Annotated in this window: 20 protein-coding genes and 1 pseudogene; 7 read left to right on the top strand and 14 right to left on the bottom strand. The window is 69.4% G+C overall.

Annotated features, from left to right (window positions below):
* Positions 1 to 477: 477 nt before the first annotated feature.
* Both AB0N16_RS05290 and AB0N16_RS05285 read right to left on the bottom strand, forming a co-directional pair.
* Positions 478 to 840 carry a signal peptidase I gene (locus AB0N16_RS05290; RefSeq protein ID WP_365793256.1) on the bottom strand — a complete coding sequence of 121 codons (363 nt, stop codon included), beginning with the start codon at positions 838 to 840 and terminating at the stop codon, positions 478 to 480.
* Between the two features lie 144 nt (positions 841 to 984).
* On the bottom strand, positions 985 to 2,190 hold the full coding sequence (locus AB0N16_RS05285) for a glycosyltransferase (protein WP_365793254.1): 1,206 nt from the start codon (positions 2,188 to 2,190) through the stop codon (positions 985 to 987).
* Between the two features lie 400 nt (positions 2,191 to 2,590).
* Between AB0N16_RS05285 and AB0N16_RS05280 the strand changes: the two genes are divergently transcribed.
* Entirely contained in the window at positions 2,591 to 3,280 is a 690-nt protein-coding gene (locus tag AB0N16_RS05280) for a hypothetical protein (RefSeq protein ID WP_365793252.1), read from the top strand.
* A gap of 169 nt (positions 3,281 to 3,449) precedes the next feature.
* Here AB0N16_RS05280 and AB0N16_RS05275 read toward each other — a convergent pair whose 3' ends face one another.
* Positions 3,450 to 4,460, bottom strand: coding sequence for an NADP-dependent oxidoreductase (locus AB0N16_RS05275; RefSeq protein ID WP_365793250.1), 1,011 nt, complete (start codon positions 4,458 to 4,460; stop codon positions 3,450 to 3,452).
* A 100-nt stretch (positions 4,461 to 4,560) separates the two neighbouring features.
* Here AB0N16_RS05275 and AB0N16_RS05270 point away from each other — a divergent pair, with 100 nt between their 5' ends.
* Complete coding sequence (locus AB0N16_RS05270) at positions 4,561 to 5,505, top strand: LysR family transcriptional regulator (protein WP_365793248.1); 945 nt, start codon at positions 4,561 to 4,563, stop codon at positions 5,503 to 5,505.
* Positions 5,506 to 5,716: 211 nt separating this feature from the next.
* Here the strand turns inward: AB0N16_RS05270 and AB0N16_RS05265 are convergent, their stop codons facing one another.
* Complete coding sequence (locus AB0N16_RS05265) at positions 5,717 to 6,634, bottom strand: aldo/keto reductase (RefSeq protein ID WP_365793246.1); 918 nt, start codon at positions 6,632 to 6,634, stop codon at positions 5,717 to 5,719.
* Between the two features lie 487 nt (positions 6,635 to 7,121).
* Here AB0N16_RS05265 and AB0N16_RS05260 point away from each other — a divergent pair, with 487 nt between their 5' ends.
* Positions 7,122 to 7,628: a GNAT family N-acetyltransferase gene (locus tag AB0N16_RS05260; protein WP_365793244.1), complete on the top strand. Its 507-nt coding sequence runs from the start codon at positions 7,122 to 7,124 to the stop codon at positions 7,626 to 7,628.
* 333 nt (positions 7,629 to 7,961) lie between these two features.
* On the opposite strand, the gene AB0N16_RS05255 is transcribed toward AB0N16_RS05260, so the two are convergent.
* The 6 genes from AB0N16_RS05255 to AB0N16_RS05230 all read right to left on the bottom strand — a co-directional run bounded on the left by AB0N16_RS05255 (position 7,962) and on the right by AB0N16_RS05230 (position 15,921).
* Positions 7,962 to 8,666 (bottom strand): hypothetical protein, encoded by a 705-nt coding sequence (locus tag AB0N16_RS05255; RefSeq protein ID WP_365793242.1) that lies wholly within the window; start codon positions 8,664 to 8,666, stop codon positions 7,962 to 7,964.
* A 717-nt stretch (positions 8,667 to 9,383) separates the two neighbouring features.
* Positions 9,384 to 10,001 carry a malonic semialdehyde reductase gene (locus tag AB0N16_RS05250; RefSeq protein ID WP_365793240.1) on the bottom strand — a complete coding sequence of 206 codons (618 nt, stop codon included), beginning with the start codon at positions 9,999 to 10,001 and terminating at the stop codon, positions 9,384 to 9,386.
* A 149-nt stretch (positions 10,002 to 10,150) separates the two neighbouring features.
* Complete coding sequence (locus AB0N16_RS05245) at positions 10,151 to 12,169, bottom strand: acetoacetate--CoA ligase (protein WP_365793238.1); 2,019 nt, start codon at positions 12,167 to 12,169, stop codon at positions 10,151 to 10,153.
* Positions 12,170 to 12,185: 16 nt separating this feature from the next.
* Positions 12,186 to 13,808: a bifunctional 3-(3-hydroxy-phenyl)propionate/3-hydroxycinnamic acid hydroxylase gene (locus tag AB0N16_RS05240; RefSeq protein WP_365793236.1), complete on the bottom strand. Its 1,623-nt coding sequence runs from the start codon at positions 13,806 to 13,808 to the stop codon at positions 12,186 to 12,188.
* Entirely contained in the window at positions 13,805 to 14,779 is a 975-nt protein-coding gene (locus AB0N16_RS05235; RefSeq protein ID WP_365793234.1) for a fumarylacetoacetate hydrolase family protein, read from the bottom strand. Before AB0N16_RS05235 ends, AB0N16_RS05240 begins: the two co-directional genes overlap by 4 nt.
* Positions 14,776 to 15,921: a VOC family protein gene (locus AB0N16_RS05230; protein WP_365793232.1), complete on the bottom strand. Its 1,146-nt coding sequence runs from the start codon at positions 15,919 to 15,921 to the stop codon at positions 14,776 to 14,778. Before AB0N16_RS05230 ends, AB0N16_RS05235 begins: the two co-directional genes overlap by 4 nt.
* A gap of 137 nt (positions 15,922 to 16,058) precedes the next feature.
* Between AB0N16_RS05230 and AB0N16_RS05225 the strand changes: the two genes are divergently transcribed.
* Together AB0N16_RS05225 and AB0N16_RS05220 are read left to right on the top strand one after the other, a co-directional pair.
* Entirely contained in the window at positions 16,059 to 16,694 is a 636-nt protein-coding gene (locus AB0N16_RS05225; RefSeq protein ID WP_365793230.1) for a TetR/AcrR family transcriptional regulator, read from the top strand.
* A 94-nt stretch (positions 16,695 to 16,788) separates the two neighbouring features.
* Positions 16,789 to 17,439, top strand: coding sequence for a TetR family transcriptional regulator (locus AB0N16_RS05220; protein ID WP_365793229.1), 651 nt, complete (start codon positions 16,789 to 16,791; stop codon positions 17,437 to 17,439).
* Here AB0N16_RS05220 and AB0N16_RS05215 read toward each other — a convergent pair.
* From AB0N16_RS05215 to AB0N16_RS05205, 3 genes are all read right to left on the bottom strand, one after another.
* Positions 17,338 to 18,111: a TetR/AcrR family transcriptional regulator gene (locus tag AB0N16_RS05215; protein ID WP_365793228.1), complete on the bottom strand. Its 774-nt coding sequence runs from the start codon at positions 18,109 to 18,111 to the stop codon at positions 17,338 to 17,340. The two genes, AB0N16_RS05220 and AB0N16_RS05215, sit on opposite strands and share 102 nt — an antisense overlap.
* A gap of 246 nt (positions 18,112 to 18,357) precedes the next feature.
* Positions 18,358 to 19,404: a zinc-binding dehydrogenase gene (locus AB0N16_RS05210; RefSeq protein ID WP_365793227.1), complete on the bottom strand. Its 1,047-nt coding sequence runs from the start codon at positions 19,402 to 19,404 to the stop codon at positions 18,358 to 18,360.
* A gap of 137 nt (positions 19,405 to 19,541) precedes the next feature.
* Positions 19,542 to 22,757 carry a cytochrome P450 gene (locus AB0N16_RS05205; protein ID WP_365793225.1) on the bottom strand — a complete coding sequence of 1,072 codons (3,216 nt, stop codon included), beginning with the start codon at positions 22,755 to 22,757 and terminating at the stop codon, positions 19,542 to 19,544.
* A gap of 244 nt (positions 22,758 to 23,001) precedes the next feature.
* Here AB0N16_RS05205 and AB0N16_RS05200 point away from each other — a divergent pair, with 244 nt between their 5' ends.
* Positions 23,002 to 23,646 carry a TetR/AcrR family transcriptional regulator gene (locus AB0N16_RS05200; RefSeq protein WP_365793223.1) on the top strand — a complete coding sequence of 215 codons (645 nt, stop codon included), beginning with the start codon at positions 23,002 to 23,004 and terminating at the stop codon, positions 23,644 to 23,646.
* A 246-nt stretch (positions 23,647 to 23,892) separates the two neighbouring features.
* Here the strand turns inward: AB0N16_RS05200 and AB0N16_RS05195 are convergent, their stop codons facing one another.
* A complete protein-coding gene (locus AB0N16_RS05195; RefSeq protein ID WP_365794073.1) occupies positions 23,893 to 24,207 on the bottom strand; it encodes an alpha/beta hydrolase in 315 nt (104 codons plus the stop codon).
* Here AB0N16_RS05195 and AB0N16_RS05190 point away from each other — a divergent pair.
* Positions 24,200 to 24,304 (top strand): annotated as a pseudogene (locus AB0N16_RS05190) (DUF4287 domain-containing protein); the annotation flags it as partial. The gene AB0N16_RS05195 and the pseudogene AB0N16_RS05190 overlap by 8 nt on opposite strands.
* Between the last annotated feature and the right edge of the window lie 181 nt (positions 24,305 to 24,485).

Raw genomic sequence — 24,485 nt, 5'->3', positions numbered from 1 at the left:
GCGATTCGGCGCGTCAATTCCCTTGCGGAGCCGATGTGCGAAAAGTACGGCGCCTCACGCCGGGTTTCGGGTCGATGTCCTCACGGGTTGCGGCGCTTCGCGCACGCTCCTGAGCAGCGCCTTTCCTTTGCCAGAACTCCATAAAAATGCGTCAGCTGCATGCGAAGGAGTGGTCGAGGAAGTGTCCGTCTTTTCCGGCCACCCCTGCGGTGGCTCATTTCCGCCGATATTAAATGGATACCGATTAGGTGGTCAACAGTGACTCGCACCACACCCTGCCGGCGGCACGGGAGGCCATGTCCGGCCGGGGAGACATCAAGGACCGGCCCGAAAATAGCCGATCGCAATACGCTATTGACAAAGAATTTGGGTATGGTCAATGCCCGAACAGTTGCCAGCCACCAGTTTCACAGACGTTTGGGCAGAAGTGAGGCATTTCGCTGTCCGACCTGACGCACGTGAAGCTCTGCGGGGCTCCTATGGGGCGGCGTATCCGGACACAGAAGGCCAGCGCAGGGTCAGCACCACGGAGTCGTCCTCGGCGGCCCAGGAGTGATCCACTCCCTGGCCCCAGACGACGTAGTCACCCTGCTCTTCCAGCAGCACGCTACGGCCGGGGAACTCCACGCGGAAGCGGCCGCTGATGAGAACCAGGAGAGCTGTCCGCACCTCACCCTTCACCCACTGAACTCGCCGCTCACCACGTGGGTGGACACCCCATTTGACCTCGACGGCGTGGCTGTGGCGAGGGTCGCCGTGCTCCTTGAAGTGCCCGAGCAGCCATCCCCGGTCCACCGTCGCGTCCTTGCCCGCGTTGCCCACGTACACGCCGTCTTCCATGGGCCGGAACGCTAGCAGCCGTCCACTGCGTCGCTCGCGGCGCGATCAACGCTTCCGGAACGGGGCGACGTTCGGCACATGCCGAAGCCCCGGCCGGATCCTTCGCGCCGCGACCGAGGCTTCTTCCCGCCGGGTCGGCCTCGCCTACCGGAGCGCTTCGGCCAGCAGGCTCGCGGCCACCTCCGCTCCGTCGGTACGGATCCGGCCTCCCAGCGCCTTCGCACGCGCCCGGGTCTCGGGTGACAGGGCCGTCTTGAACGCGACGCCCAGGGATTCGACGGTCGGAGGCGGACCATCGAGTGCCGCGCCGATGTCCAGGTCCGCCACCCGGCCGGCCCAGTACGGGTTGTCCGACAGCTGGAGAGGTATCACCACTTGTGGCGTGCCCGCCCGGGCGGCCGTCAACGTCGTTCCCGCGCCGCCGTGGTGCACCACGGCGGCCACTCTGCCGAACAGGCGCTGATGGTTGGCCTCGCCGACGGCGAAGCAGTCGTCTCGCCCGTCGACCAGATCCAGGTCCGCCCAGCCGCGGGACACGAGCACGCGGTGCCCCTGTGCGCGGATCGCCTCGACGGCCATGCGGCCGATGTCCGGCGACGGGCGCATGCTGCCGAAGCCCACATAGACCGGCGGGTCGCCCGCCTCAAGAAACGTCACCAAGTCGGCCGGGAGCGGGCGTTCGTCCGCCAGGTTCCATGCGCCTGTCTGTACGACGTCGAGCCCCGGAGTCTCCCGCCACGGTCCAAGGACCGGGTCCGCCGCCAGCCACGGCCGATCGGTGAAGACGTGGTCGCGGACGTTGTCCACCGGTGGCAGACCGATCGCCGCCCGGTGGCCGTTGAGCGTCTCGCGGAACTGCGCGTTCACGTTGTCGGCGTCCAGCGCCCACAGGGTCCGGTTGTCGTTCGCCTCCGGCTCCGGCCAGCCCGGCCGTGGTGGTGGCGCGTGGTGCGGTGACGGCAGGTGGACCGCCGCATAGCTCGCGTACACGTAGCGGATGCCCGCGGCCTCGGCCACGGACCGCGCGGCGACCTGCGCCAGGCCGGCCGCCACCAGCGCGTCACATCCGTCGACCGCCGCGGGGAACACGTCGAACTGCGCCTCGACCATCTCCGTCCGGTACCGGGACAGGTCCGCCGCCGACGGCAGAGTCGTCCCGCGCATCAACTCTCGTACCGGTGGCCCGACCGGCACCAGTTGCACCCCGATCCCTGCAAGCCGCTCGGCGAACTCCTCGTCCGGCGGAGCGCACATCCGCACCCCCACACCGAGCGCCCGTAACCGCACCGCGAGTGCCACCAGCGGTTCGACATCGCCACGCGTCCCGTACGTGGACAACAGCACCCGCATCCGCATCCTCCTTCGTCGTGTCTTCTCTGCGTTTCAGCCCGTTTCCGCCCAGGCTTCGAGCGCTGCCCGACGGAGCGACGCGTCGGTCGTCACGGTATGCGGCAGCAGTGTAGGTCGCGGGGACCTGAACACGGCGGTGGGTCAACTGGGCCATTCCGGCAGGAAATTGTGTCTCCGGGGGCAGCGGCGGGTGTCCGCCGGGTCACGTCGCGGACGGTCTGGTCAGTCAACGCCGCGTTTCTCTCATAGAGGCCGTCCGCAGTGACTACGGTGAGCACCAGCGTGCCTTGGGCGCAGATGGTGTGGCGTCGGCTTGCTTGGAATCGCCCGTGCCCGGCGAAGTGCGCGAGGTCCCCGATCGTCAACACCACCGGAGAGCTGCTCGATGCATAGTTCGTCCGTGCCCGTCCCTGACGTTTCGGTCATCTTGCCCTGTGCTGGATTCGGAACGCGTTTCGGAGCGCCCTACCCGAAGGAACTGCACTGTCTGGCTCCTGGGGTCACCGTGCTGGACCGCAGTCTGGAATCCGTTGTCGAACTGGCCAAAAGCGGGCTCAAAGTGCGCCTGGTCGTCGTGTTCGGGACGCACAAGCTGGACACGGTGAGTCATCTCGCGCGCTACGCCGAGACCTTTCACATGGTCTTCGTCTTCCAGGACGAGTCGTTCGGACCAGGTCTCGACGGAGCGATCCGGTCCGCCCTGCCGATGACGCACGGGCCGGTGGCCCTTGTCCTTCCTGACATCGTTGTTACCGGCTCGGACACGGCCGGCAAGCTCCTCGCCGCATTGCGGCACCTAGAGGTGACGGGTTGGAGCGTGGTGGCCACCGAAGAGCGGGATCCCGGCACGCTGCAGCAGATGGGCGCGCTGCAGGTGGCCGAGGCGGGCGGTGTCCTGACCGTGGGGGCGGCTGCCGACAAACCGACGGACCCTGCGGGCTTCAACGCGTTCTGGGGCATGGTGGCAGTCAGCGAGGACGAGGCGCACCGGCTGCCCGACGTCGTAGCGAAGGGGACGGCCAGCCCTCTGACCGGTGCGGTCGCCCTCATGGTGGACGGCATCGTCAACTACAACACCCCCTCGGGCTGACTCCTCTGCGATCTCGCCCGTCATGCGTATGGCGAGGTTGTCGAGCGAAGCGATGTGGATCACGGCGCGGCTCCGGGGCCGGCGTCGTACCCGAGATCGCACTCGGTGTCCCTCAGGCGGGTACGAGTGTCAGGGCGTCGTGGACCGGTCAGCGCTTGTGCCGGGCTCGTCAGCTGCCCGACGCAGCCCGCACGATGATCTTGCCGGTGTTCTGGCCGTGCAGCATGCCCAGGAACGCCTCCACGATGTGCTCGAACCCGTCAACGACCGTCTCGTCCAGAGCGAGCCGTCCGCTCTGCAGATGCGGAATCGCGAACTCGTACAACTCGTCCTGAACGTCGAGGTAGTTGCTGACCAAGAAGCCCTCCATGCGGATGCTCTTTTCCACGATGTCCGCGTAGTTGAAGCGGGGCGGTGGCGCGTCGGGGGTGTTGTACTGGCTGATCGTGCCGATGCGGACGATCCGCCCGAACTCGCGCAACGCTCCTACCGCCGCGGCCAGTTGCCGGCCGCCGACGTTGTCGACGAACACGTCGATGCCGTCCGGCGCGGCCTTGCCGAGGAGTTCGGCGGCGGGCCCCTCGTGGTAGTCGAAGACGGCGTCATAGCCGACCTCCCGCGTGAGATGACCGGCTTTCGCAGCCGAACCCGCACTGCCCACGAGCCGTTTGGCGCCGAGCAGCCGGGCGAACCGCCCGGTCGCGGTGCCGACCCCGCCCGCGGCGGCCGACACGAACAGGTCCTCGCCCTCCTGGAGGCGGGCGATCCGGGTCAGGCCCACATAGGCGGTCAGACCGGTGCCGCCGAGGATGCTCAGATACGCGGTCAGGGGCACCCCGTCGAAGCGGGGCAGCCGCCGGATCTCCTCGGGCGTGACCACTGCGTGCGTGCGCCAGCCCCGCCGGTGAAACACGATCTCGCCCTCGGCCAGCCGAGGCGTGCGCGAGGCGACGACCCGCCCGATGGTGCGCCCCTCCAGCGGTGCGCCGAGCGCGAATCCGCCGGGCACGTCATCCATCATCTCGCGGTGGTAGGGGTCGACGGACCAGTAGAGGTTTTCCACGAGCGCGCCGCCGGCTGCGGGTTCGGGACGCGTGGACTCGACGAAGGCGAAGTGCTCGGCGGTGGGGAAGCCGTCGGGGCGGGCGGTCTGGTGCACGGTGAGCGTGGTCTCGGTCATGACCGGACCGTAGGCCGGGAATGCGCCTGGGTGGCAGCCGGTTCGGCTCATGTGACACCCCGTTCCATGAGCGGTTCTCATACGTTGAGGTGAGCACTTCGTGGCCCGCACGACCGACTCCGATCTCGCCCCGCGCGAACTGCGCGTCCTGGTGGCGGCCGCGGACACCGGCGGCTTCTCGGCCGCGGCCGACATCCTCGGTCTGACGCAGTCGGCGGTCTCCCACTCGGTTCGCGGCAGCGAGCGCAAGATCGGTGCCGTCCTCTTCGAACGCGGCCGCACCGGCGCCCGCCCCACGCCTGCCGGAGAGAAGGCCGTCGCGCACGCCCGGCACATCCTGCGCCTGCTGGACGTCCTGACCGCTGAGGCGCGCGGTGCGGCCCGGTCCGACGCTGCGGAAGGGCCGCTACGGATCGCGGCCTTCCGCAGCGCGGCCCTGCACCTGCTGCCGCCTGTGCTCCAGCGGCTGCGCGCCCGGCATCCCACGATCGAGCCGCGGGTGCGGATCGTACGCGAGGTGGGGCGCGGCACCGCCGGCGAAGTGGCCGACGGGAAAGCCGACCTAGCCATCGCCACGCTGGGCGGCTCCGCGCCGCTTCCACCGGGACTGGTCGCGAGCGAACTCTTCGAGGAGCCGTATGCCCTGGTGCACGCGCCCGGTCACGCCGTACCGCGCTCGCTGCCGCTGGTCGACTGGGCCGAGAACTGTGGCTCGTACACCCGCGACTGGTGGGCCGCACAGGACTGGATCCCGAAGGCCACCGTCGAGGCCGAGGACGACGGAGCGGTGCTCTCCTTGGTGAGCGCAGGCCACGGAATGGCGATCATGCCTGCGCTCTCCCTGGCCGGAGCTCCGAACGCGGTCCGTATCACCGATCTCGGCCCCGACCGCCCGACGCGCCAGGTCGGCTATGTCACCACCTCCGAACTGGCCAGATCCGGCGTCGTACGCGCCTTGGTGAGGGAACTGCGGGCCACAGTCCCCCCGGGTATGAGCCTGCTCAGCGGCGAGGCCGATCAGGTCGAGCGCGCGACCCGCGTGTGACCGCCGGCGGTCGATGGTGGCCGGTCAGGTCGGTCGGCCGGTCGAAGTGCCCCGGAGCCAAGCCGAGCAAGGCGGCTGCCGGCCCGTGACTGCCTGCCCGCAGCCATGCCGGGCGGAACCGGCATCGGCGGCAGGGACGGCGGTTCCGCGGCCCGGTTGCCCCGGTTCACCGTCACGGTCTGCTTCTGCCTGGGCTTCCACGGAATCGCGCTCACGGCTGGGTTCGGACGGTGCCCATGTCCGGCTTGTCGAGGACGGCCAGTTCCTCTTCGGTCAGTCGCAGGGCGCCGGCGGCGATGTTCTCCGCGAGGTGTGCCGGGTTCGCGGTGCCGGGTATGGCCAGCACGTGCGGACCGCGGTGGAGGGTCCAGGCGAGCCGTACCTGGGCCGGCGTCGCGTTGTGGGCGCGGGCGACGGAGAGGACGCGCGCGTCGCGCTCCTGGTCCGCTGCTGCCTCGCGCCGCCGGCCGGAGACCGCGAAGAACGGGACGAAGGCGATGCCCTGCTCGCCGCACAGGTCCACCAGCCCGCGCTCGTCGGCGCGGCGCGAGTCGAGGCCGTAGGAGTTCTGCACACACACCACCGGCGCGATCGCCTGGGCCTCGACCACGTGCTCGGGCAGCACACCGGAGAGCCCGAGGTGCCGGATCAGACCGGCCTCGCGCAGCTCGGCGAGGGCGCCGAAGTGCTCGGCGACCGAGGCCGTCCTGGGGCCGTCGACGCGCAGGTTCACCACGTCCAGGTGGTCCCGGCCGAGTTGGCGCAGGTTCTCCTCGACCTGGCCGCGCAGCTGGTCGGGGCCGCCCCGATGGAGCCACTCCCCGGAGGGGGCGCGCGCCGGGCCCACTTTGGTCGCCACGACCACGTCGCCGCGCCAGGAGGAGAGGGCGCGGTTGAGGAGCTCGTTGGCGGACCGCAACGGCGAGAAGTAGAAGGCGGCCGTGTCGACGTGGTTGACCCCCTGCTCGAACGCGCTGTGCAGTAGGCCGACGGCGACGTCGCGGTCGATCGGCGGGCCGTCGGAGTTCCCCATCATGCCGTTGCCGGTCAGCCGCATCGTGCCGTAGCCGATGCGGTTCACCTCCAGGTCCCCGAGCCTCCAGGTCCCTGCCGCCGCCGCTGCGCTCACTGTGCTCCTTCACCGTCGGTTCGTCAGGTCCTGGAGTATGGGGCCGCCACGGTGCGCTTCGACAGGTCAACAGGCGGGGTGAAACGTCACATCCCTATCGGGAACCAACCATCGCCGCACAGCCGTTGGACCTGACGAGAGAGCGCCGGTCAGGACGATGTTCCAGACCTCGTGCTGCAGAGGCAGCAGACGCGGATGACCTTCGGCCTTCCCGCTCGGGTGACGATGAGCATCATGACCCGGACGACCAAGCCGTGAAAGGGCTCACCCTGTCCGATCGATCTGCGCATCGACCTCCGGCTCGAAGAGGCTCTCCCCCGACGGCGCCGACCCGCTCCATCTCGCGCTCGTCTTCGGCATCGACGAGAAGACCGCCGTCCACTACGCGGACCCGGCGCGGGCACCGCTGGAACAGACAGCCGAGCACTCACCATCACCCTTGAGAAAAGAACTTGGCCCGGATGGACGAGATTTGGAGAATTACGGCATGCAGATCCGACAGGCATGGCCTGACGACGCTTCAGCGGTCGCCGGCGTCTACGTGCGCTCATGGCAGGCGGCCTTTGCCGGTCTTGTTCCCCAGCACTACCTCGACGCCATGGACCCAAGCCGCGAAGAGCACGAGTGGAAGACCCGCATCGCGGACACACGGTGGCCGGCGTCGGGCCTGCTGGTAGCCGAATCCGAGGCCGGGATCGTCGGGTTCGCCAATTTCGGCCCGTCTCGGGACACTCCCGCCACCGCGGAAATCGGCACGCTCTACGCGATACCCGAGGTATGGGGCACGGGGATCGGAAAGCAGTTGATGCTGGCCACGTTGACACGTCTCCGGCAGGCCCACTACGCACAGGCCACCCTGTGGGTACTGGAAGACAACAAACGCGCCCGGCGCTTCTACGAAGCCGCCGGCTGGGGCGCAGACGGCACGGCCGTGGAGGACTCCACCGGCGGCGCCTCTCTCCACAAGTTGCGCTACTGCCGCTCTCTTGGCTGAGGGCTCGCAGAGAACCGATCTTTCACTCCCTTGATCCGGCTCGTTCGTGCGGTATGCGCATCTCCGAGTCGATCTTTCACCAACTCGCTGTGAAGTTCGAGATGGCGTGGACTACGAAAAGCACGGTACGGCAGAAGGGAAGGGCCGGAAACTCCCGTACTGGGGATCGGTCCAGGTCCGTGCCGACCGGCATGGATCCGGTGACGGCGGGGCCACGGTCCATCGCCGCTGGACGCAGCAGAGCTCCTTGCGGACCAGTCCGACCAGCTCCGACGGCAACGGACGGAGCGTCGACACATTCGCCGTGGCGAAGCCCGGGGCCGTCTTCCCACGCTAGAGATTCGTGCCGGTGTCGCCCTCGTCATTCAAAGAGTCCCGCCGCTTCCTCTCGCCCGGAGCAGAGCGGTCCTCCTGCTCGTCCAGCAGCTCCAGAAGTGCGGCGTCCGCCTTCTGCCTGTCCTCTTTCGTCAGTTCAAGAGGTGCATTGCTGTAGACCGTGTAATGGTCGGGATCAACGATGTTGGCAGCCCTCAAGGTGAACGTCAGAAGGGAGCGCCACCCTTTGCGATGGCCGACCATCACCTGAAGCTGGACCTTGTAATCACGGGACTCCGCGATGAATCCGGAAAACGGTGCCTCGAACTCGATGAAGAGCTGCTTCGCCTCTCTGCCGGCCACGGCGAATCCGGCCGGCAACTTCGGCTCGTCCTCCTGCCCGGGTTGAAGGTGGGACGGTGAAGACATCCACAGGAGTGGCAGATGAGAGGCAGGCTCATCGGGGAAGGTCAACCTGAGATCCTGCACGATTATCGGCTTGGCACCGGTGTTGTGAAGGACGAGTGGAAGCCGCAGGCGAGCCATGGAGCAGTGGACAATCGCGGCAAAGGAATGAGGCTCCCAAGACTTCAGGTGCCCTTGCCGGGCGTTGATCCACCAGAAGGACGCGATGGTAAAGATCAACGCGCAAACCGACACAACGCCGGCACCGGGAATCGATGGAAACGCGGCTTGAACTGCGGCGGCCATCAGCGGAACCACAAATTCAGTGTGCCAGCCACAGGGTGCGCACGCGAACAGAACTCGGTGGGGTGGGGGTCTTGCGCGGCGCAGCCTCTCGGTGCGGAGCAGCTGGTTTCCGTCTCGTCGCTGCCGACCATGGCGAATGCGGCGCGGACGGCACTCTCACTCCAAGCGCTTCACGAGGCTACTCGCAGGTAGCGGCAGCGCGGGCCGCTCCGCTTCCCGCACCTCGGCCGCCTCCACACTGTGTCACCTGACGCGAAAGAGGCCGATCCGGCAATACCCCGAGGTTCCGTACATGGTACGGAAGCATCTCCCAGCAATACCATACACCGTATGGAAGGTCGAAGGGTGCTGTCGGCGGCTGTCGGCGAGAGGGGCGAGGGCGACGCATATCCCGCTCGACGAGCCGTGCCGAGTCGGGCCGGCGCAGCTGGGAGGGAAGCCACCTTTATCTGGCGCTCCACCGCCGTGTTGGTGCTGACCCTCCTGCTCTCCCTGGGCGTCGAAAACCATTACCGCACCGCACCGGTCAGGTCAGGTCCGGTCCGCACCCGTCAGGTCAGGTCCGCACCCGTCAGGTCAGGTCCGCACCGGTCAGGTCAGGTCCGCTCCGGTCCGGTCCGATCCGGTCCGCAAGGGCAGCTCCGAGCCACACCAGAAATGGGCGCCGGTACTCGGAAGAGCACCGGCGCCCACGGCATGACACCCCTCGCCTACCAGGTGGTGGTGCCCTCAGGCATAGGCGACGGCGTCCTCGACGGGCACGCGGGGCAGCCGCGGGAACCACGGGTCGGCACCGGGGTGACCGATGTTGACCACCAGTTGCGAGCGCCAGCTGGTACCGGCGAAGAACTCCGCGTCCACGCCGGCCTTGTCGAAGCCCGCCATGGGACCGGCCGCGAGCCCCGCCGCGCGGACCGCGAGCAGGAAGACCCCGGTCTGCAGTGCCGAGTTGTAGGCCGCGATGCTCTCGCGCGCGTCGATCTGGTCGGCGAACGTCGCTCGCAGCAAGTCGCCGCGGGCCGGGAAGACCGTCGGCATCTGCTCGTGGAAGTCGACGTCGTACGCGAGGATCGCCACGGCCGGCGCACTGAGCGTCTTGGCCCTGTTGCCCTCGTCGAGATGCCGGACGAGTCGCTCCTTGCCCTCGCGGGTGCGTACGAAGAGCGCGCGCAGCGGCTGGCCGTTGGCGGCGCTCGGCGACCAGCGGGCGAGTTCCCAGATCAGGGCCAGTTCGTCGTCGGCGACGGCCACCTCGGCGAAGGTGTTCGCGGTGCGGGCCTCGGTGAACAGCACCTTTCGTCCGGCGTCGTCGAGGACATCGAGGGCCTGCGGTTCAGGGTCGGTCATGCTCACCATTTCTCTCTTGCTTCGGTTGTGTGTGGTGCCGGGGCGGGTCGACCGCCCCGGCACCACCCCCTGGGGACGGGGTTCGCGGAGCCGGGCAGGGCACAGGGACCCGCTGCCGTCACGGGGGCCTGTGGGTCCCCTGGCCGACGTCATGTGTCCTGCGCCGACCGCTTGTTCCGCTCCGCCCCCAGGCGGGCGAAGTAGGCGATCAGGTCGGGATCGTCGACCGCCTCGGGGTTCAGGACCTGCTCGGCCGGGGCACCCTGGAGCAGGCGTTTGATGGGAACCTCGAGCTTCTTGCCGGTCTTCGTGTGCGGGAGCGCCGGTACGGCGAGGATCTCGTCGGGGACGTGGCGGGGCGAGGCGCCGGTGCGGATGGCGTCGCGGAGCTTCTCGCGTAGGGAGTCGTCCAGGTCCACCCCGTCGGCGAGGACCACGAAGAGCGGCATCCAGTAGCCGCCGTCGGGTTCCTCCGCGCCGATGACGAGAGCCTCGGTGATCTCGGGGAGGCGTTCGACGACGTCGTGGATGTCGGCACTGCCCAGGCGCACGCCGTTGCGGTTGAGGGTGGCGTCGGAGCGGCCGTGAACGATCACCGAGCCGTGCGAGGTGAGTGTGATCCAGTCACCGTGCCGCCAGACACCGCGGTAGGCGCCGAAGTAGGCGTCGCGGTAGCGGCTGCCGTCGGGGTCGTTCCAGAAGTACAGCGGCATGGACGGCATGGGCCGGGTGACGACCAGTTCGCCGACCCGGTCGAGGACAGGGGTCCCCGTCGCGTCGTAGGCGGCCAGGGCCACGCCGAGACTGGGGGCGGACAGCTCCCCCGCCCAGACAGGGGTCGTGGAGGCGCTGCCGGCGAAGCCGGAGACGATGTCCGTGCCGCCGCTGGTGGAGGCCAACTGGACGCCTGCGCCCATGTGGTCGCGGACCCAGGGGTAGGCGGAGGCGGGCAGAGCGGAGCCGGTGCAGCCGACGACGCGGATGGCCGACAGGTCGTGCGCGGAGGGTTCGATGCCCAGCTTGGCCATGGCCAGCAGGTACTGAGGACTGGTGCCGAAGACGGTGACCTTGTGACGGGCCGCCTGCTCCCACAGGATGTCCGGACGCGTCTGCGGTACCGGGCTGCCGTCGTAGGTGCAGGTGGTGGCTCCGGTCAGCAGGGTGGAGACGACCAGGTTCCACATCATCCAGTGGGTGGTGGTGTACCACAGCAGCCGGTCCCCGGTGCCCAGGTCGGTGTGCAGGCCGAGCATCTTGAGATGTTCGAGCAGGACGCCGCCGTGCCCGTGGACGATGCCCTTGGGCAGGCCGGTGGTGCCGGAGGAGAAGACGACCCACAGGGGGTGGTCGAACGGCACCGGGACGATGGTGAGGTACTCGATGCGGGTGGCCGCGTCCTCCCAGGGAACTCTCAGCCCCGAGTTGCCGCCCTCGGGCCACTCAAGGCCCACGTGGTCCACGAGCACCGTGGCCTTCAGCGTCGGCAGGGCGGCGGCCAGTTCGAGCGAGGCGGCGCGGCGGTCGTGGGTCGTGCCGTTGAAGAGGTAACCGTCCGCGGTGATGAGCACCGTGGGTTCGAGCTGGGCGAAGCGGTCGGCGGCGGCCCTGGGTGCGTAGTCCTGGCCGCACACCGACCACACCGCGCCCAGGCTTGCGGTCGCGAGGAAGGCAATGACGGCGTGGGGGGTGTTGGGCAGATAGCCCACCACTCGATCACCCTGTCCGACGCCCAGGTCGCGCAGGCCGGCAGCGACAGAGGCGACCCGGGCGCGCAGCTCCCGGCCCGTGATCTCGTAGCCGGCCCCGGTCTCGTCCAGGGCGGTGATCGCGGGAGCGTCCGGCTGCAGGTTGCGCAGCGCGTGATGGACGTAGTTGAGGGTGGCGCCGGGGAACCAGCGGGCGCCGGGCATGGTCTCCTCGGCCAGCACCCGCTCGTACCCGGTCGTCGCGTCGATGTCGAAGTACTCCCACACCGCGGCCCAGAACCCTTCGAGGTCGGTGACGGACCACTGGTGCAGGGCTCGGTAGTCCGTGGGGTCCTGGATCCCTTCGGCGCCCCGGTGCCGGGCCGCCCATCGGGCGAAGTCCGCGATGCGGCTACGGGCGGCCGACTGCGGGTCGGGAGTGAAGAAGGGTTCCGTATACGGCTCAGGGTGCGGGCTGGTCATGGTGTGGTGCTCCTCGTCAGGCTGGCCGGGCATCGGCGGGACGGCGGCCCGTGTGCAGCAAGGGGGCCCAGGCGACGGTGTCCGTGAAGTCGCCGGTGCCGGCCGGGACGGTGTCCATCACAATGCGGTCGGGTCGCAGCAGGACGGCGTCGGCACGGCCGCGGGCCAGCCAGCCGGCCAGGGTGCCGTCGTCGCCCAGGTCGTCGACGTGGATCGTCGGGGCGCCCAGTGCCGTGGCCACGGCCGTCATCTGCGCCGTGGGCGGCACAGCGGTCAGGACGGTGAAGGAGTCCCCGAGGACGTCATCGAGGCGTGTTCGCCTGCTGTCATGTCGTACCCAGGGCTGCGGGCAGAAGGTGCCGGCCAGCACGCGACCGGTCAGCCTGGGGCGGCGCCGTACGAGTGGACCGGCGGTCAGGGCGGGACTGAGGTCACGGGCCACCGCCGCGGTCACACCGGGGATGCGACAGGCCGTGCCCACGACCGCCCGGCGGAACGCCGCACCGCGGTCCTGGCCGCCGGTCATGGCCCAGCCGACGGAGACCGCCACGCGGATCACATGGCGGGCGTGCGGCTTGCGTTCGCGTTCGTAGGTGTCCAGCAGCCCCTCGGGGGCGCCCTGTTGGAGGACGCGGGTGAGTTTCCAGGTGAGGTTGTTGGCGTCGCGCAGGCCGGCGCACAGCCCCTGCCCCACGAAGGGCGGGGTGAGGTGGGCGGCGTCGCCCAGCAGGAAGACCCGCCCCCTGCGCCACCGGTCGGCGAGACGGGCCCGGAAGGTGTACTGCGCCTGCCGTATCACCTCGAAGCCGGTGCCCTGCGAGGCGTCGGGCGGCAGGTCCACCCAGGGGGCGACCAGCTCGCGCAGGCGCTCCCATCCGTCCGGGCCGTCCAGGTTCTGGTCGTCGGCCAGCCGGAACTCCCAGCGGTAGCGGTCCTCGCCGACGCGCATGAAGGTGGCCGGCCGGGTGGGAGAGCAGATCTGCTCGGCGCCTTCCCAGGTGCGCACAGCGCGACTGGTGCGCACGTCGATGACCCGCCAGCTCTCCTCGAAGCGCAGGTCCTCCCAGACGGCGCCGATGGCGTCACGGGTGCGACTGCCCGCGCCGTCGCAGCCGAGGACGGCATCGGCCCACAGGTGCTCCTCGTCGTCGCTGCCGGCGCGCCGGAAGGTGACCCGGACCGGGCCCGTCGGATCGTTCGGTCCCTCGGTGTCCCGTGCGACGGACTGGGTGACGGACACCGCCTCCACCCCACTCCACAGTTCGCACTCGGGGCGGCGCGCCAAGGCGTCACGCAGCAGGCGCTCCAGCTCGGGCTGGTCGAACATGCTGGTCTGGGGGAAGCCGTGGTGCCCGTGCATGGACCGCGGGAATTCGGCGATCACGCGGCGCCCGGCGTCCAGCAGCCGCAGTCCGGGCGCCGGTCGCGCCAGGGCGGCGAACTCCTCGTGTACACCTACGCTCTGCAGGATCCGGCGGATCTCGTCGTCCACGACGACGGCGCGCGGCAACGGGTAGATGTCCCGGTGGCGTTCCAGTACGACGCTGCGTACTCCCTGCCGGGCGAGCTGCAGCGCGGCCGTGATCCCGACGGGTCCGGCACCGATGATCACCACCGGTGTACGGGCTGTGGCCTTCATGGTGCGTCCGTAACGGGGGTCCGCTGCTCGCCGAGGTCGATCCGTCCGTCCGGGGTGGCGATCGTGGCGGTGATGAGGTCACCGCTGTGCAGGTACTTGGGGTTCTGGGCCTGGCCCTTGAAGAACGCCTTCCACTTGAGTGCGGGCGGCAGCAGCGCGGCGATCTTCTCGGCCGCCTTGGGCGGGGCCTTCAGGGCCGTGCCGCCGGGAGTGCCGGTGAGCAGCAGATCGCCCGGGTCGAGGGTCTGGAAGCGGGCGAGCAGGGTGAGCGCCTGTGCGGGCCGTACGATCATGTCGGCGAGCGTGCGGTCCTGGCGGGAGACGCCGTTGACCGACAGCCGCAGCCGCAGATTCAGCAGGTGGGTGAAGTCCTCGGGCTCCAGCAGGGCCAGGTACGGACCCGTCGGCGTGAAGGTCGGGTAGGACTTGCTCTCGTAGAACTGGGTCTTGGTCAGTTGCACGTCGCGGGCGCTGACGTCGTTGGTCAGGACGAGGCCGGCGACGTAGCGCGGCAGGTCCTGTTCCTCGACGACGGTGCCCACGGGCAGGGTCGCGCCCATGACGAGGCCCAGTTCCACCTCGTAGTCGAGGAACTTGACGTGCGCGGGTCGGACGATCGTGTCGTGGGGGCCGCTGACCGAGCCGGACGCCTTGCGGAAGAAGGTGGGCGGGATGTCGCCGGTGAAGCCCGAATCCTTGGCGTGGCTGCGGTAGTTGACCATCTGGGCGACCACCCGGCACGGGGTGGTGACCGGAGGCAGCGCCACCAGATCGGCGACGGGCGTGCCGCTCTCGGTGGAGGCGGCGGCCGCGCGGACCGCGTCCCGGTCGGCGAGCAGTTCGGCGGTGGTGACGGCCTTGGTCTCGATGCGGACGGCGCGTTCGTCCCGGACGACCCACCAGCCTCCCCCACTCTCGGCTTCGCTCGAGCGGGAGGTACCCCCAGTGGTGCGCAGAACATTGGTGCTCATGAGCTCATCGCTTTCATCAGGCCCAGCAGGCGTGCGGGGTCGAGTTCGTTGTCGCCACGCAGGGCCGTCATGACCTCGCGCAGCTTGGCGGGGGAAGGGGTGGCGCCCAGGAAGTCGCGGGTGACCGGCGGGCCCCACTGGGCCAGGCCGCTCGCCGACATCGGTGCCCAGCCGGGCTCCAGGTCGCAGGAGAAGAGGTCGCCGTCGGCGAAGTGCTCCAGCATGAAGTGGTCGGGGTCGCGCCAGTAGTCGAAGAGCTGGCTGCCCTGGATGTGCCGGCCGATGCCCCAGCTGCGCTGGTAACCGCGCTCGGCGAGGTACTCGCCGCCGGCGCCGATCGCGTCGAGGTCGGTGACCTGGTAGGCGGAGTGGACATAGCCGGTTCCGGGCCCCAGGTGCAGGGCCAGCGTGTGGTGATCGACGGACACGCTCCCCTGGTCGCACCGGACGAACGCCATCGTCGGACCGCGCCCGCGCTGCCCGTCCAGGAAGAGGAAGTCGGACACGATCATCCCGAGGGTGTCCAGGTACCAGTCCAGGGTGCGGGCGAACACCCGTGTTTCCAGCACCACATGGCCCAGCCGCTGGATACGGGACGGCTCACGGGGCGGCCGCTGAGTGGCGTTCGTACGACGATGGCCGGTACCGAAGTTGAGAATCAGCGGCTCCTGCTCGGGCAGCGCGGGCAGCCGTTCCGCGCAGTGCACGACCCGGACCGGCAGGCCCGAGGGATCGAGCAGGGCGACCGACTGCCCACCGCCCGGTACGCCGACGTCGCGGACGGTACTGCCGGTGGCGCGAGCCAGCCGGTCCAGGTCGGCCCGCTCGGCCGCGCGGAACGCCGGCCCGACGAACCGGGACGCACTCCCCCGCCGGATGACCATGCACGGCGAGCCCGCGAAAGTGCCGCGCAGCCACAGCTCCCCCTCGGTGCGGGCGGCGACCGCGAACCCGAAGTCACGCGCGAAGACCTCCGCCCGGTCCAGATCCGGCTTCTCGAACTCGAGCCAGGCCAGGTCCGCCACCTTGATCACGGGATTGCGGGAGCGTCCGGGGTGCTCTCCACGCAGGGCGCCCTGCTCACTGTGGAGGTCTTGGTGGGGCGTCCGGGGAGCGGCCCTCTTGACGGGGGTGTGGGACATGGTGTCCTCCAAGCAACACTGCTGTAATGAGGAAATCATCAACTTTGCCGTTACCCATCGTCAATAGGATGGACCCAAATAATTGATGATCTCATCAGTAATGGCAGACTCATCGCGACGGTTGTTACACTCGTCGCATGCCGACGTCAGCCCCGCCCAAGAACCGTTTCGAGCGTCGCCGCGCCGAGACCCGTCAGGCGCTCGTCCGCGCGGCCCGTCAGATCCTCGCGGAGACCGGGGACACCAGCGCCAGCATCCAGGCCATCGCCGAGCGCGCGGACGTCGGCTTCGGCTCCTTCTACAACCACTTCGAGTCCAAGACAGAGCTGTTCGACGCCGCGGTGACAGACGCCCTGGACGAGTTCGGGCAGGTCATAGACGAGCGCGTGCAAGGGATCGACGACCCGGCCGAACTCGTCGCCGCGGGCTTCCGGCTCACCGCCCGGATGGCTGACTCCCATCCTGAACTCATGCGGATTCTGGCCGACCGCGGTCTGGCCTACATCCACTCCGACCGCGGACTCGCCCCGCGAGCCCTGCGCGACCTGGAGATCGGCATCGCCTCAGGCCGCTTCACCTGCCGCGACGCGACCACCGCCCTGTCCGCCTTGGGCGGCACCCTCCTGTCCCTCGTGGCACTGAGACTGGCCCGCCCCGACGTCGACGGCGACGAGGCCGCCTCGGACCTGGCCGAGATGGTCCTGCGCATGCTGGGCGTCCCGGCCGACGAGGCCGGCGAGGTCATCCGACGCGCCCTGCCCGACCTCACCTGATTCCACCCCCGAGGCGACCTCGAGAAGCCGCCGTTGCGGCGGCGCCCCAGTCTCATGAAACGCATGGAACCGCCTCGCTGCTACCATACGACGTATGGAAAAGAAGGCTCCCCGGGGAACCAGGAAGAGGGACGTCCCGCTCACCAAGGACGGCATCTACGCCATGGCGCTGCAGCTCATCGACGCCGACGGGGTCGAGGCGCTGAGCATGCGCAAACTCGCGACCGCGCTGGATGCGAACCCGATGTCGCTGTACCACCACGTGCCGAACAAGGACGCCGTGCTGCGTGGTCTGGCCGAGCGCGTCGGCTCGCAGTTCCGCACGGGGGCGCGGGAGGACCTCCCCTGGCAGGACCGCCTGCGCCAACTGGCTCTGGACTTCCGTGAACTGTCGCACAGCCATCCGAAACTGATGGCGTACTCCTTCGCACGAGCCGACTACGTCCAGCCGGAGGACCCCTTCTGGCAGGGGCTCACCAGCATCCTGTCTGCCGCGGACCTGCCGGCCTCGGAGATCCCGCGCGTCGCTGCCTCCCTGTGCGCGGTTTTCACGGGCCTGCTGGTCAGTGAACTGACCGGGGCGCTGCAGCGGTGGACCACTCTGCCGCCGGCCCCGGCGGGCCCCGACGGTGAAGGCGCCCCCTCACCAGCGAGGGACGTGATCGACGCGATGTTCACCTGTGCGCTGGACGCGACGATCGTCGGATTGGAGAGCCACATCGCACGAACCCGCCAGGAGCGGTGACGGAGCGAAGCGGCTGTGGCGGACGTCAGAACGCCGTTCATTCCCCTCCGACTCGTGCAGAACGTCCCGCACGCGGAGCGCAGCCACCTGGGGTGCCACGCCGACGGCGACCAGGAGCGCGGTCGCCGCAGCCTCACCCGCGGGATCCGCCCAGTGGGACGCGGCGTTCTCCGCGGTGAGGACCGACATCATCGCTTCCAGCGCCAGGACGAGGACAGGCGCGGGAACATGGTCCGCGAACACGCCTTCGTCCTGACCACGGCGCACGGTCGCGGTGGCCTCTTCGCGCGCCGGGGCCAGGGTGGCCCGGATCGCCTCGTCTCCCAGATCGCGGCGGCCCAAGGAGGTGAGCATGCGGTACCGGTCGCCCACCGCCCATGCCGCCAGGGCCATCCGCGTCATCGCCTCCAGCGGGTCGGCACCTGGAATACGGGCCGTTGCGAACGCCCGTTGAAGCGCTTGGCCTGCTTCCTGCGCCAGGGCGGTGACCAGCGCTTGCCGGCTGGAGAAGTGTCCGTAGAGGGTGCGCCGGGCGACGCCGGCCGCCTGAGCGATGCTGTCGAGACTCGCGTCGGGGTTGTCCCCCAGTTGCTGCCGAGCGGTCGCGAGAATGCGCGTGCGGTTCGAGCGAGCATCGCTGCGCCGCGGAGTCCGGCCCAGGGCAACGGCCATCTGCGTGATTCCCCTCTCCACTGCGGATCGTGTGCGTCCACTGCGGATCGTGTGCGCCGCCACGGAGGACGGCGGGTTCCGGCCCCGGCTACGAACCGGCGGCAACGGGGTCCCGCGGCCTTCGGAGGGAGGAGTCGGCGCGTACCAGGCCGGTGGTTACCGGAAAGCCGTGGGTGCCGGTGTTCCCTCAAGCACCGGCACCCACTCACCCCTGCCCGAGGTGGCTTGGTGTCCCGCTGACGGGTGTCAGGGGACGAGGATGAGGCGGATCGGGTCTCCGATCTTGTTCTCCAGTCGGTGGACCGCGTCGGCGGCGTCGGCGAGCGGAATGTGGTCCGTGATGGAGGGGGCGAGGTCGAGGCGGCCGGCCGCGGTCAGCTGCACGAGCTCGGTGACGGACTCGGGGTAGCCGCCGTAGTGGCCGCGCACCTGCTTCTGCAGGTAGTTGAAGGTCAGGCCCTCGGCGATGGTGAGGGGCCTGGGTGTGATGCCGACCAGGATGAGGGAGCCGCCCAGGCCGAGTGCGGAGGCGGCCTGCTCGCGGACGGCGGGCACGCCGGCGCAGTCGAAGGCGAAGTCGAGGCCCCGTCCGGCGGTGGCGGCGCGTACCTGGTCGGCGAAGTCGTCGGCGGTCGGGTCGAGTGCGATGTCCGCGCCGAAGGCCACGGCGCGTTTCCGGGCGCTGGGCAGCGGGTCGACGGCGATGATCGGTGCGGCGCCGACCAGGCGGACGACGCGGACGTTGTGCGCGCCGACGCCGCCCACGCCCCACACGCCGACGGACTGGGCGGGGCGGACTCCGGCGGTGGCGACGACGGCGGCATAGGGCGTGGAGACCGCGTCGGGGATGATCGCGGCCTGGTCGAAGGGGAGGCTGTCGGGGATGGGGATGAGGGTGTCCTCGCGGGCGAGGGTGTACTGGGCCCAGCCGCCGTCGTAGTCGATGCCGGCGGTGAGCATCCGGGTGCATGGGCGGCGGCGCACGCAGCCGGCGCACTGGCCGCAGGTCTTGCCGGCCTCCAGGGTGACGCGGGTGCCCACTGTCAGGCCGCGCTTGAGGTCGGGGCCGAGGGTGTGGATCACGCCCGAGACCTCGTGGCCGACGGTGACCGTGTCGGAGGTGGCGAACAGCGGGACGAGGGAGCCGTCGATCAGGTGGACGTCCGAAAGGCAGACGCCCGCGGCCTTCACCTCGATGAGGATCTCGCCTGGACCCGGCACGGGGACGGGGACCTCCTCCACGACGAACTTCTTGCTGTCCAGGTGGAAGCGTCCGGCGAGCATGGTGTCCATGGTGATTTTCCTTCTGTGAGTGGCATTTTTTCCCGGCGATGCGGGCCGAGGGGTGCCGTGTGATGCCGCGCGAGTGAGTGGTGGCCGGGAGGCGTGCGGGGTGGCAGGACGGCCGCACGCCTCCCGGCGTCGGGGGATCAGGCGAAGACGTCCTGCTGGTAGCGCTCGTCGGCTTCGAGCTGGGCGAGCCACTGCTGGGCGGTTTCGTCGTCGCTGCCGGTCTTCTGACGGTGGATGGCGGCGAGGGCCCCGCGGACGGCGGGGGCCATGCGGCGGCCGTCACCGCAGACGTAGATGTACGCGCCGTCTTGGATGGCCTGCCACACGGTGTCGGCGGCGTTGGCGATGGCGTTCTGCACGAACCGGGCCGGGTGGCCGGTCACCGCGGAGAAGGCGGTGTGGATCTGTGCGATCCCGGTCTGCTCCCAGGCCTGCATCTCCTGGTGGTAGAAGTAGTCGTGCTCGGGGTGGCGGCAGCCGACGAAGACCTGCGACAGGCCCACCTCGGTACCGTTCCCCTGCTGTGCGGCACGCTCCTCAAGGAATCCGCGCAGTGGTGCGATGCCGGTGCCGGGGCCGATGAGGATCAGCGGCGTGGCGGGGTCGGCGGGCGGGGCGAAGGTCGGGGAGGGCACGCGGACGTAGCCGTAGAAGACGTCTCCGGGCTCGAGTCCGGCGATGTAGGAGGAGCAGGTGCCGCGGTACTGGCCGTCGCCGGACAGGGCCGGGCCCTCCAGCAGGCCCACGGTCAGGCGCACGTGGCGCGGGTTGGCCAGCGGGGCGGAGGAGATGGAGTAGAAGCGCGGACGGATCGGACCCGTCATCTCCAGGAACACCGCCAGCGGCAGTTCGACCGCGGGGAAGCGCTCCAGCAGGCCCAGCACGGAGACGCGCTTGCCGAGGATCTCGTTCTGGTAGCGCTCCTCGGCCTCCTCGGTGTCGGCGGTGTAGGCCTGGAGCTGCGGCCGGGTCCACGGGCACTCGGTGTGCTGGGCCAGGATGCGTACCTGGGTGCGGGTCGCCACGTCCTGGAGCTCCAGGAACTCGGTGAGGAGCAGGCCTGCGGTGACGGGGGTGCCGACCGGCAGGTGGGTGCGGCCGCCGGCCGGCTGGTCCAGCCGCAGGACCTGGTCGCGGTCGACGCCGAGGCGGGCGAGGGCGCGGTCGACCAGGGCTGGTTCGTTCTTGGCGAAGACGGCCAGGTGGTTGCCGGTGTCGTAGGTGACTCCGTCGGGGAGCTCGATGGTGATGGACTTCGCCGACGGGCGCGGCGGCTCGAGGCTGAAGTCCCACAGGCCGGTCGCGTCGGCCACGAGTTCCTCGTTGGCCACCACGGTGAGCGGGTAGGCCTGCTCGGAGACGATCGCGGGACGCACGTCCGCCTCGGTGAGCAGCTGAACCTGGTAGCGCGGGCCGCTCGCATCGGAGGTGTCGGCGGCGTACTCCTCGGCCAGCGTGGTCCACAGGGTGTCCATCCAGCGGGAGGCCATGCCGTCGAAGTCACCGGCGGCGTCGGCGATGCCGCGCTCGATGACGGGGGTGGCACCGGCGGCCAGCAGGGCTTCGTCGATCCGCTTGGGGAAGGCCTGGTAGGTGGCCACCCACTGGGTGTTGCCGGCACCCAGCAGCGCGAACCGCACGTTCGACAGCGAGCCCTCGGGCAGCCCGGCGGCGAGCAGGTCGTCGAAGCGCTGGGCGTTGTCGGGCGCCTTGCCGTTGTAGCTGGCGGCGACCACGATGAGCAGGCCCTCGGTGGGCAGGTTGTCGCCCAGCTCGTCCAGGCTCACCAGCGTGGTGCCGAAGCCGGAGCGCTCGCTGCGGTCGGCGATGGTGCGGGCGAGGTCCTCGCACGAACCCAGGCTGGAGCCGTACGCCACCGTCAGGTTCACACCCACACCGCTGACCGCGGCCTGGGCCTGGGTGTCGTCGGTCTTCAGGTCCACGGCAGCGAAGACGTTCCGCTCGTGCTCCTTGCGGCGGCGCACGACCAGTTCGAAGTCGCCGGGCTTGCGGGTCAGCGCCTCCTTGACGTCCATCTTGTAGTCGGCCGTGTCGGAGAACTTGAACTTCTGCAGCACCAGCGCCAGGACCAGGCGGGCCTCGGTGAGCGCGAACTGGCGGCCGATGCAGGCACGCACGCCGTTGCCGAACGGCTTGTAGGCGTGCGGGTGCTGCTTGGCGCGGTTCTCCGGCAGCCACCGGTCGATGTCGAACTCGTCGGGACGGTCCCATGCCTTGGGGTGGGTGTGCAGCGGTTCTTCGAGGATGTTGACCCGCGTGCCCTTCTTGAGAAGGTAGCGGCCGCCGATGACGGTGTCCTCGAGCGGGGCCTTGCCGATCAAAGGGATGGGGGCCCACAGGCGCAGGGTCTCGTCCAGGATCCGCGGGATGACGTCCATCTGCATGATCGTGTCGTAGGCCGGGACGGTGTCGCCGGGCATCAGCCGGTCCACCTCGGCGTACGCCTGGGCCAGGATGTGCGGGTTGCGCATCAGCGAGTACGTGGCGAACGACAGCAGGCCGCTGGTGGTCTCGTGCCCGGCGATCAGGAACGTCAGCACCTGGTCGCGGACGTTGTCGTCGGTCAGCGGCTTGCCGGTCTCCGGGTCGGTGGCCTCAAGCATCAGACCCAGCAGGTCCTCCTCACCGCCGCCCTTCCCCTCGCGGCGCTCCTTGATCACGCTCTCGACCAGGTCCTGCATCAGCCGGATGTTCGCGCGGTACTTCTTGTCGTCCGCCTTGCGCAGCTTGGTCATCATCGGCAGCTCCTGCGAGCGCCGCAGCGACTCGATCAGCGCCTCCAGCAGCGCGTTCAGGAACGGGTGCAGCTCCTCCTTGTCGAAGGAGTCGAACCGGTAGCCGAACCCCGACAGGGCGATCGTGTCCAGCGTCAGCCGGGTGTAGTCGTCGGTGATCTTGACCGGCTTCCCCTCCCGGCGCTCCCACTTGCCCGCCAGGTTCTGGGCGATCTCCAGCATCTGCCCGAAGTAGCCCCTCATGGCCCGCTGGCTGAAGGCCGGCAGCAGGATCCGGTGCGCCCTGCCCCATTCCTCTTCGTGCTGGTGCGCGGTGAACAGGCCCGCGTTCAAGTAGTCCCGGACGTGGGCCAGCGGCGTCTTGTCGATCTGCTTGAAGAACCGCGTCTCGTCGCTGACCTCGGCCACCAGGTCCGGGTCGTAGACGAAGACCTGCTCGATACCGGCGATGTCCATGCCGTAGATGCCCTCGGGGAACTGCTTGGACAGTTCGGCGAAGTACCCGAACGGGTTGGTGTCGGGGATCTGCGGCGTGTGGCCGAGGAGGGGGACCCCGCGCGGGGATCGAATGGGGCGAAGGTCGTTCGACGTGGTCATGGCTTGCTCCTTTGTGCGGAGAGGGATGGGCAAGGGGGTCGGGCGACGCGCGGTGCACCATAGAAACATACGCCGTACGGAAAAAAACCATACGACGTACGAAACACCGCACGCAACCCAGGGTGCGGAAGTGTCCGCTCCGCCACAGAGCGGCGCGGCCCATTTCCGTACGCTGTACGAAACGGGTACCGTACGGCGCATGACAAAGGCGAAGATCCCTCCGCGGGGAACAAGGAAGAGAGACGTGCCTCTGACCGAGACCGGGATCTACGCCGCCGCCCTGCGGCTCATCGACGCGGACGGGGTCGAGGCGCTCACCATGCGCAAACTCGCGACCGCGCTGGACGCGAACCCGATGTCGCTGTACCACCACGTACCGAACAAGGGCGCCTTGCTGCGCGGCGTGGCAAGGACCGTTGGCTCCCAGTTCCGCACCGTGACCCTGGAAGACGCTCCCTGGCAGGAGCGCACCCGCCTGCTCGCCACGGATTTCCGGACGCTGGCACACCGGCACCCCAACCTCATGGCCTACTCGTTCAGCCAGCCGGACTTCATCCAGCCCGAAGACCCCTTCTGGACCGCGCTCACCGCGACACTGGACGCCGCAGGGGTGCCGCAACCAGAGATCCGGCCGACCGCCGCCCTCGTGTGCGCGGTCGTCGCCGGTGTCCTCACCGCCGAACTGAACGGCGCGCTTCACCGGTGGTCGAACCTCGAGCCGACCGCCCCCGCCGTCGGCGAAGACGGACCCGCGGACCCAGGTCCTGGGGAGGACCGCATGTTCCGCCTGGTGCTGGACACGATCATCACGGGTCTGGACAGCCGGCTCACCACCGATGACGACGGCCAGGGCACCGGCCGGGGCATTGCGACCGAGGCGGGCCCCTGACCGAACGAGGCGTTTCTGCCCCAAGGCCGCACCGAGCATCCACCTCGCGAGGGCCGGGCCCAGTCTGATCCTGCCGGCACTTCTGGATGGTTCTGGTGATCTTCGCTCGGCCTGGTGAAGTCGCCGCTGTGCGCGTTCGGTGGTGGCGGAGTTCTGGTCTGTTCCCCACAGCGGGGCAGCTCCGGCTGTTGAGGGGCCGCGATGGCAATGGGGTCCGCGCGCGGTCCCGGTCGTTTCGCCCCTGAGTCAGGTCTGCTTGGCGCTCGACGGTTCCATGGTGTCCCGGAGGAACTGTTCGAGCACCGTTCGCAGGGTGTGGGGTTGTTCCAGGTGGAGGTCTTGTCCAGCCCCGGGGACGCTCATGGCCACCGTCCCGGGTCGCTGCTGGAGCATCCTGCCGCATTCCTCCGGAGCGATGATGCCGGATTGACCGAGGACGGCCAGCGTCGGGCAGGTGATGCTTGCCCACTCATCCCAGTAGGAACGCTGGGCGTTCTCGGCCAGAGAGTTGGCCATCACGTCGCGGTCGAAGCGCGGCCACCATGCGCCGTCCAAGCACATGGAGCTCGTCTCCTGGCTCAAGACCGAGCACGGCCTGGGCCACGGCCACGCCAACGCGCTCGTTGCGCACACCCTCGCGGAAGGCAGCGGCAGGTGAACCGCGCCTGACCCCCATCAGAGGGCAGACCAGCGGCCTCTCACGTGATCCTCCGTGGGAGGCCGCGGTGCTTGCCCGGTCCCTGGTCGACCGGGAGCGTCCTCGGCGGTCGGACGTCGGGCAGCGGCTGGCCGAACCGAGGGTTCGGAGTGAGCGGACGCTGGTGTCGGCAAATCCGAAC

It is taken from the genome of Streptomyces sp. NPDC051105 (genome assembly GCF_040682795.1).
In the GTDB taxonomy this organism is placed as follows: Bacteria; Actinomycetota; Actinomycetes; order Streptomycetales; family Streptomycetaceae; genus Streptomyces.
The sequence above is the reverse complement of the archived record's forward strand: the minus strand, read 5'-3'. Positions and strand labels throughout refer to the sequence as shown.

Coding starts and splice junctions, on each gene's coding strand:
- AB0N16_RS05290 (WP_365793256.1), bottom strand. CDS start 840: ATGGAAGACGGCGTGTACGTGGGCAACGCGGGCAAGGACGCGACGGTG.
- AB0N16_RS05285 (WP_365793254.1), bottom strand. CDS start 2,190: ATGCGGGTGCTGTTGTCCACGTACGGGACGCGTGGCGATGTCGAACCG.
- AB0N16_RS05275 (WP_365793250.1), bottom strand. CDS start 4,460: ATGACCGAGACCACGCTCACCGTGCACCAGACCGCCCGCCCCGACGGC.
- AB0N16_RS05260 (WP_365793244.1), top strand. CDS start 7,122: ATGCAGATCCGACAGGCATGGCCTGACGACGCTTCAGCGGTCGCCGGC.
- AB0N16_RS05250 (WP_365793240.1), bottom strand. CDS start 10,001: ATGACCGACCCTGAACCGCAGGCCCTCGATGTCCTCGACGACGCCGGA.
- AB0N16_RS05245 (WP_365793238.1), bottom strand. CDS start 12,169: ATGACCAGCCCGCACCCTGAGCCGTATACGGAACCCTTCTTCACTCCC.
- AB0N16_RS05240 (WP_365793236.1), bottom strand. CDS start 13,808: ATGAAGGCCACAGCCCGTACACCGGTGGTGATCATCGGTGCCGGACCC.
- AB0N16_RS05235 (WP_365793234.1), bottom strand. CDS start 14,779: ATGAGCACCAATGTTCTGCGCACCACTGGGGGTACCTCCCGCTCGAGC.
- AB0N16_RS05230 (WP_365793232.1), bottom strand. CDS start 15,921: ATGTCCCACACCCCCGTCAAGAGGGCCGCTCCCCGGACGCCCCACCAA.
- AB0N16_RS05225 (WP_365793230.1), top strand. CDS start 16,059: ATGCCGACGTCAGCCCCGCCCAAGAACCGTTTCGAGCGTCGCCGCGCC.
- AB0N16_RS05220 (WP_365793229.1), top strand. CDS start 16,789: ATGGAAAAGAAGGCTCCCCGGGGAACCAGGAAGAGGGACGTCCCGCTC.
- AB0N16_RS05215 (WP_365793228.1), bottom strand. CDS start 18,111: ATGGCCGTTGCCCTGGGCCGGACTCCGCGGCGCAGCGATGCTCGCTCG.
- AB0N16_RS05210 (WP_365793227.1), bottom strand. CDS start 19,404: ATGGACACCATGCTCGCCGGACGCTTCCACCTGGACAGCAAGAAGTTC.
- AB0N16_RS05205 (WP_365793225.1), bottom strand. CDS start 22,757: ATGACCACGTCGAACGACCTTCGCCCCATTCGATCCCCGCGCGGGGTC.
- AB0N16_RS05195 (WP_365794073.1), bottom strand. CDS start 24,207: ATGTGCTTGGACGGCGCATGGTGGCCGCGCTTCGACCGCGACGTGATG.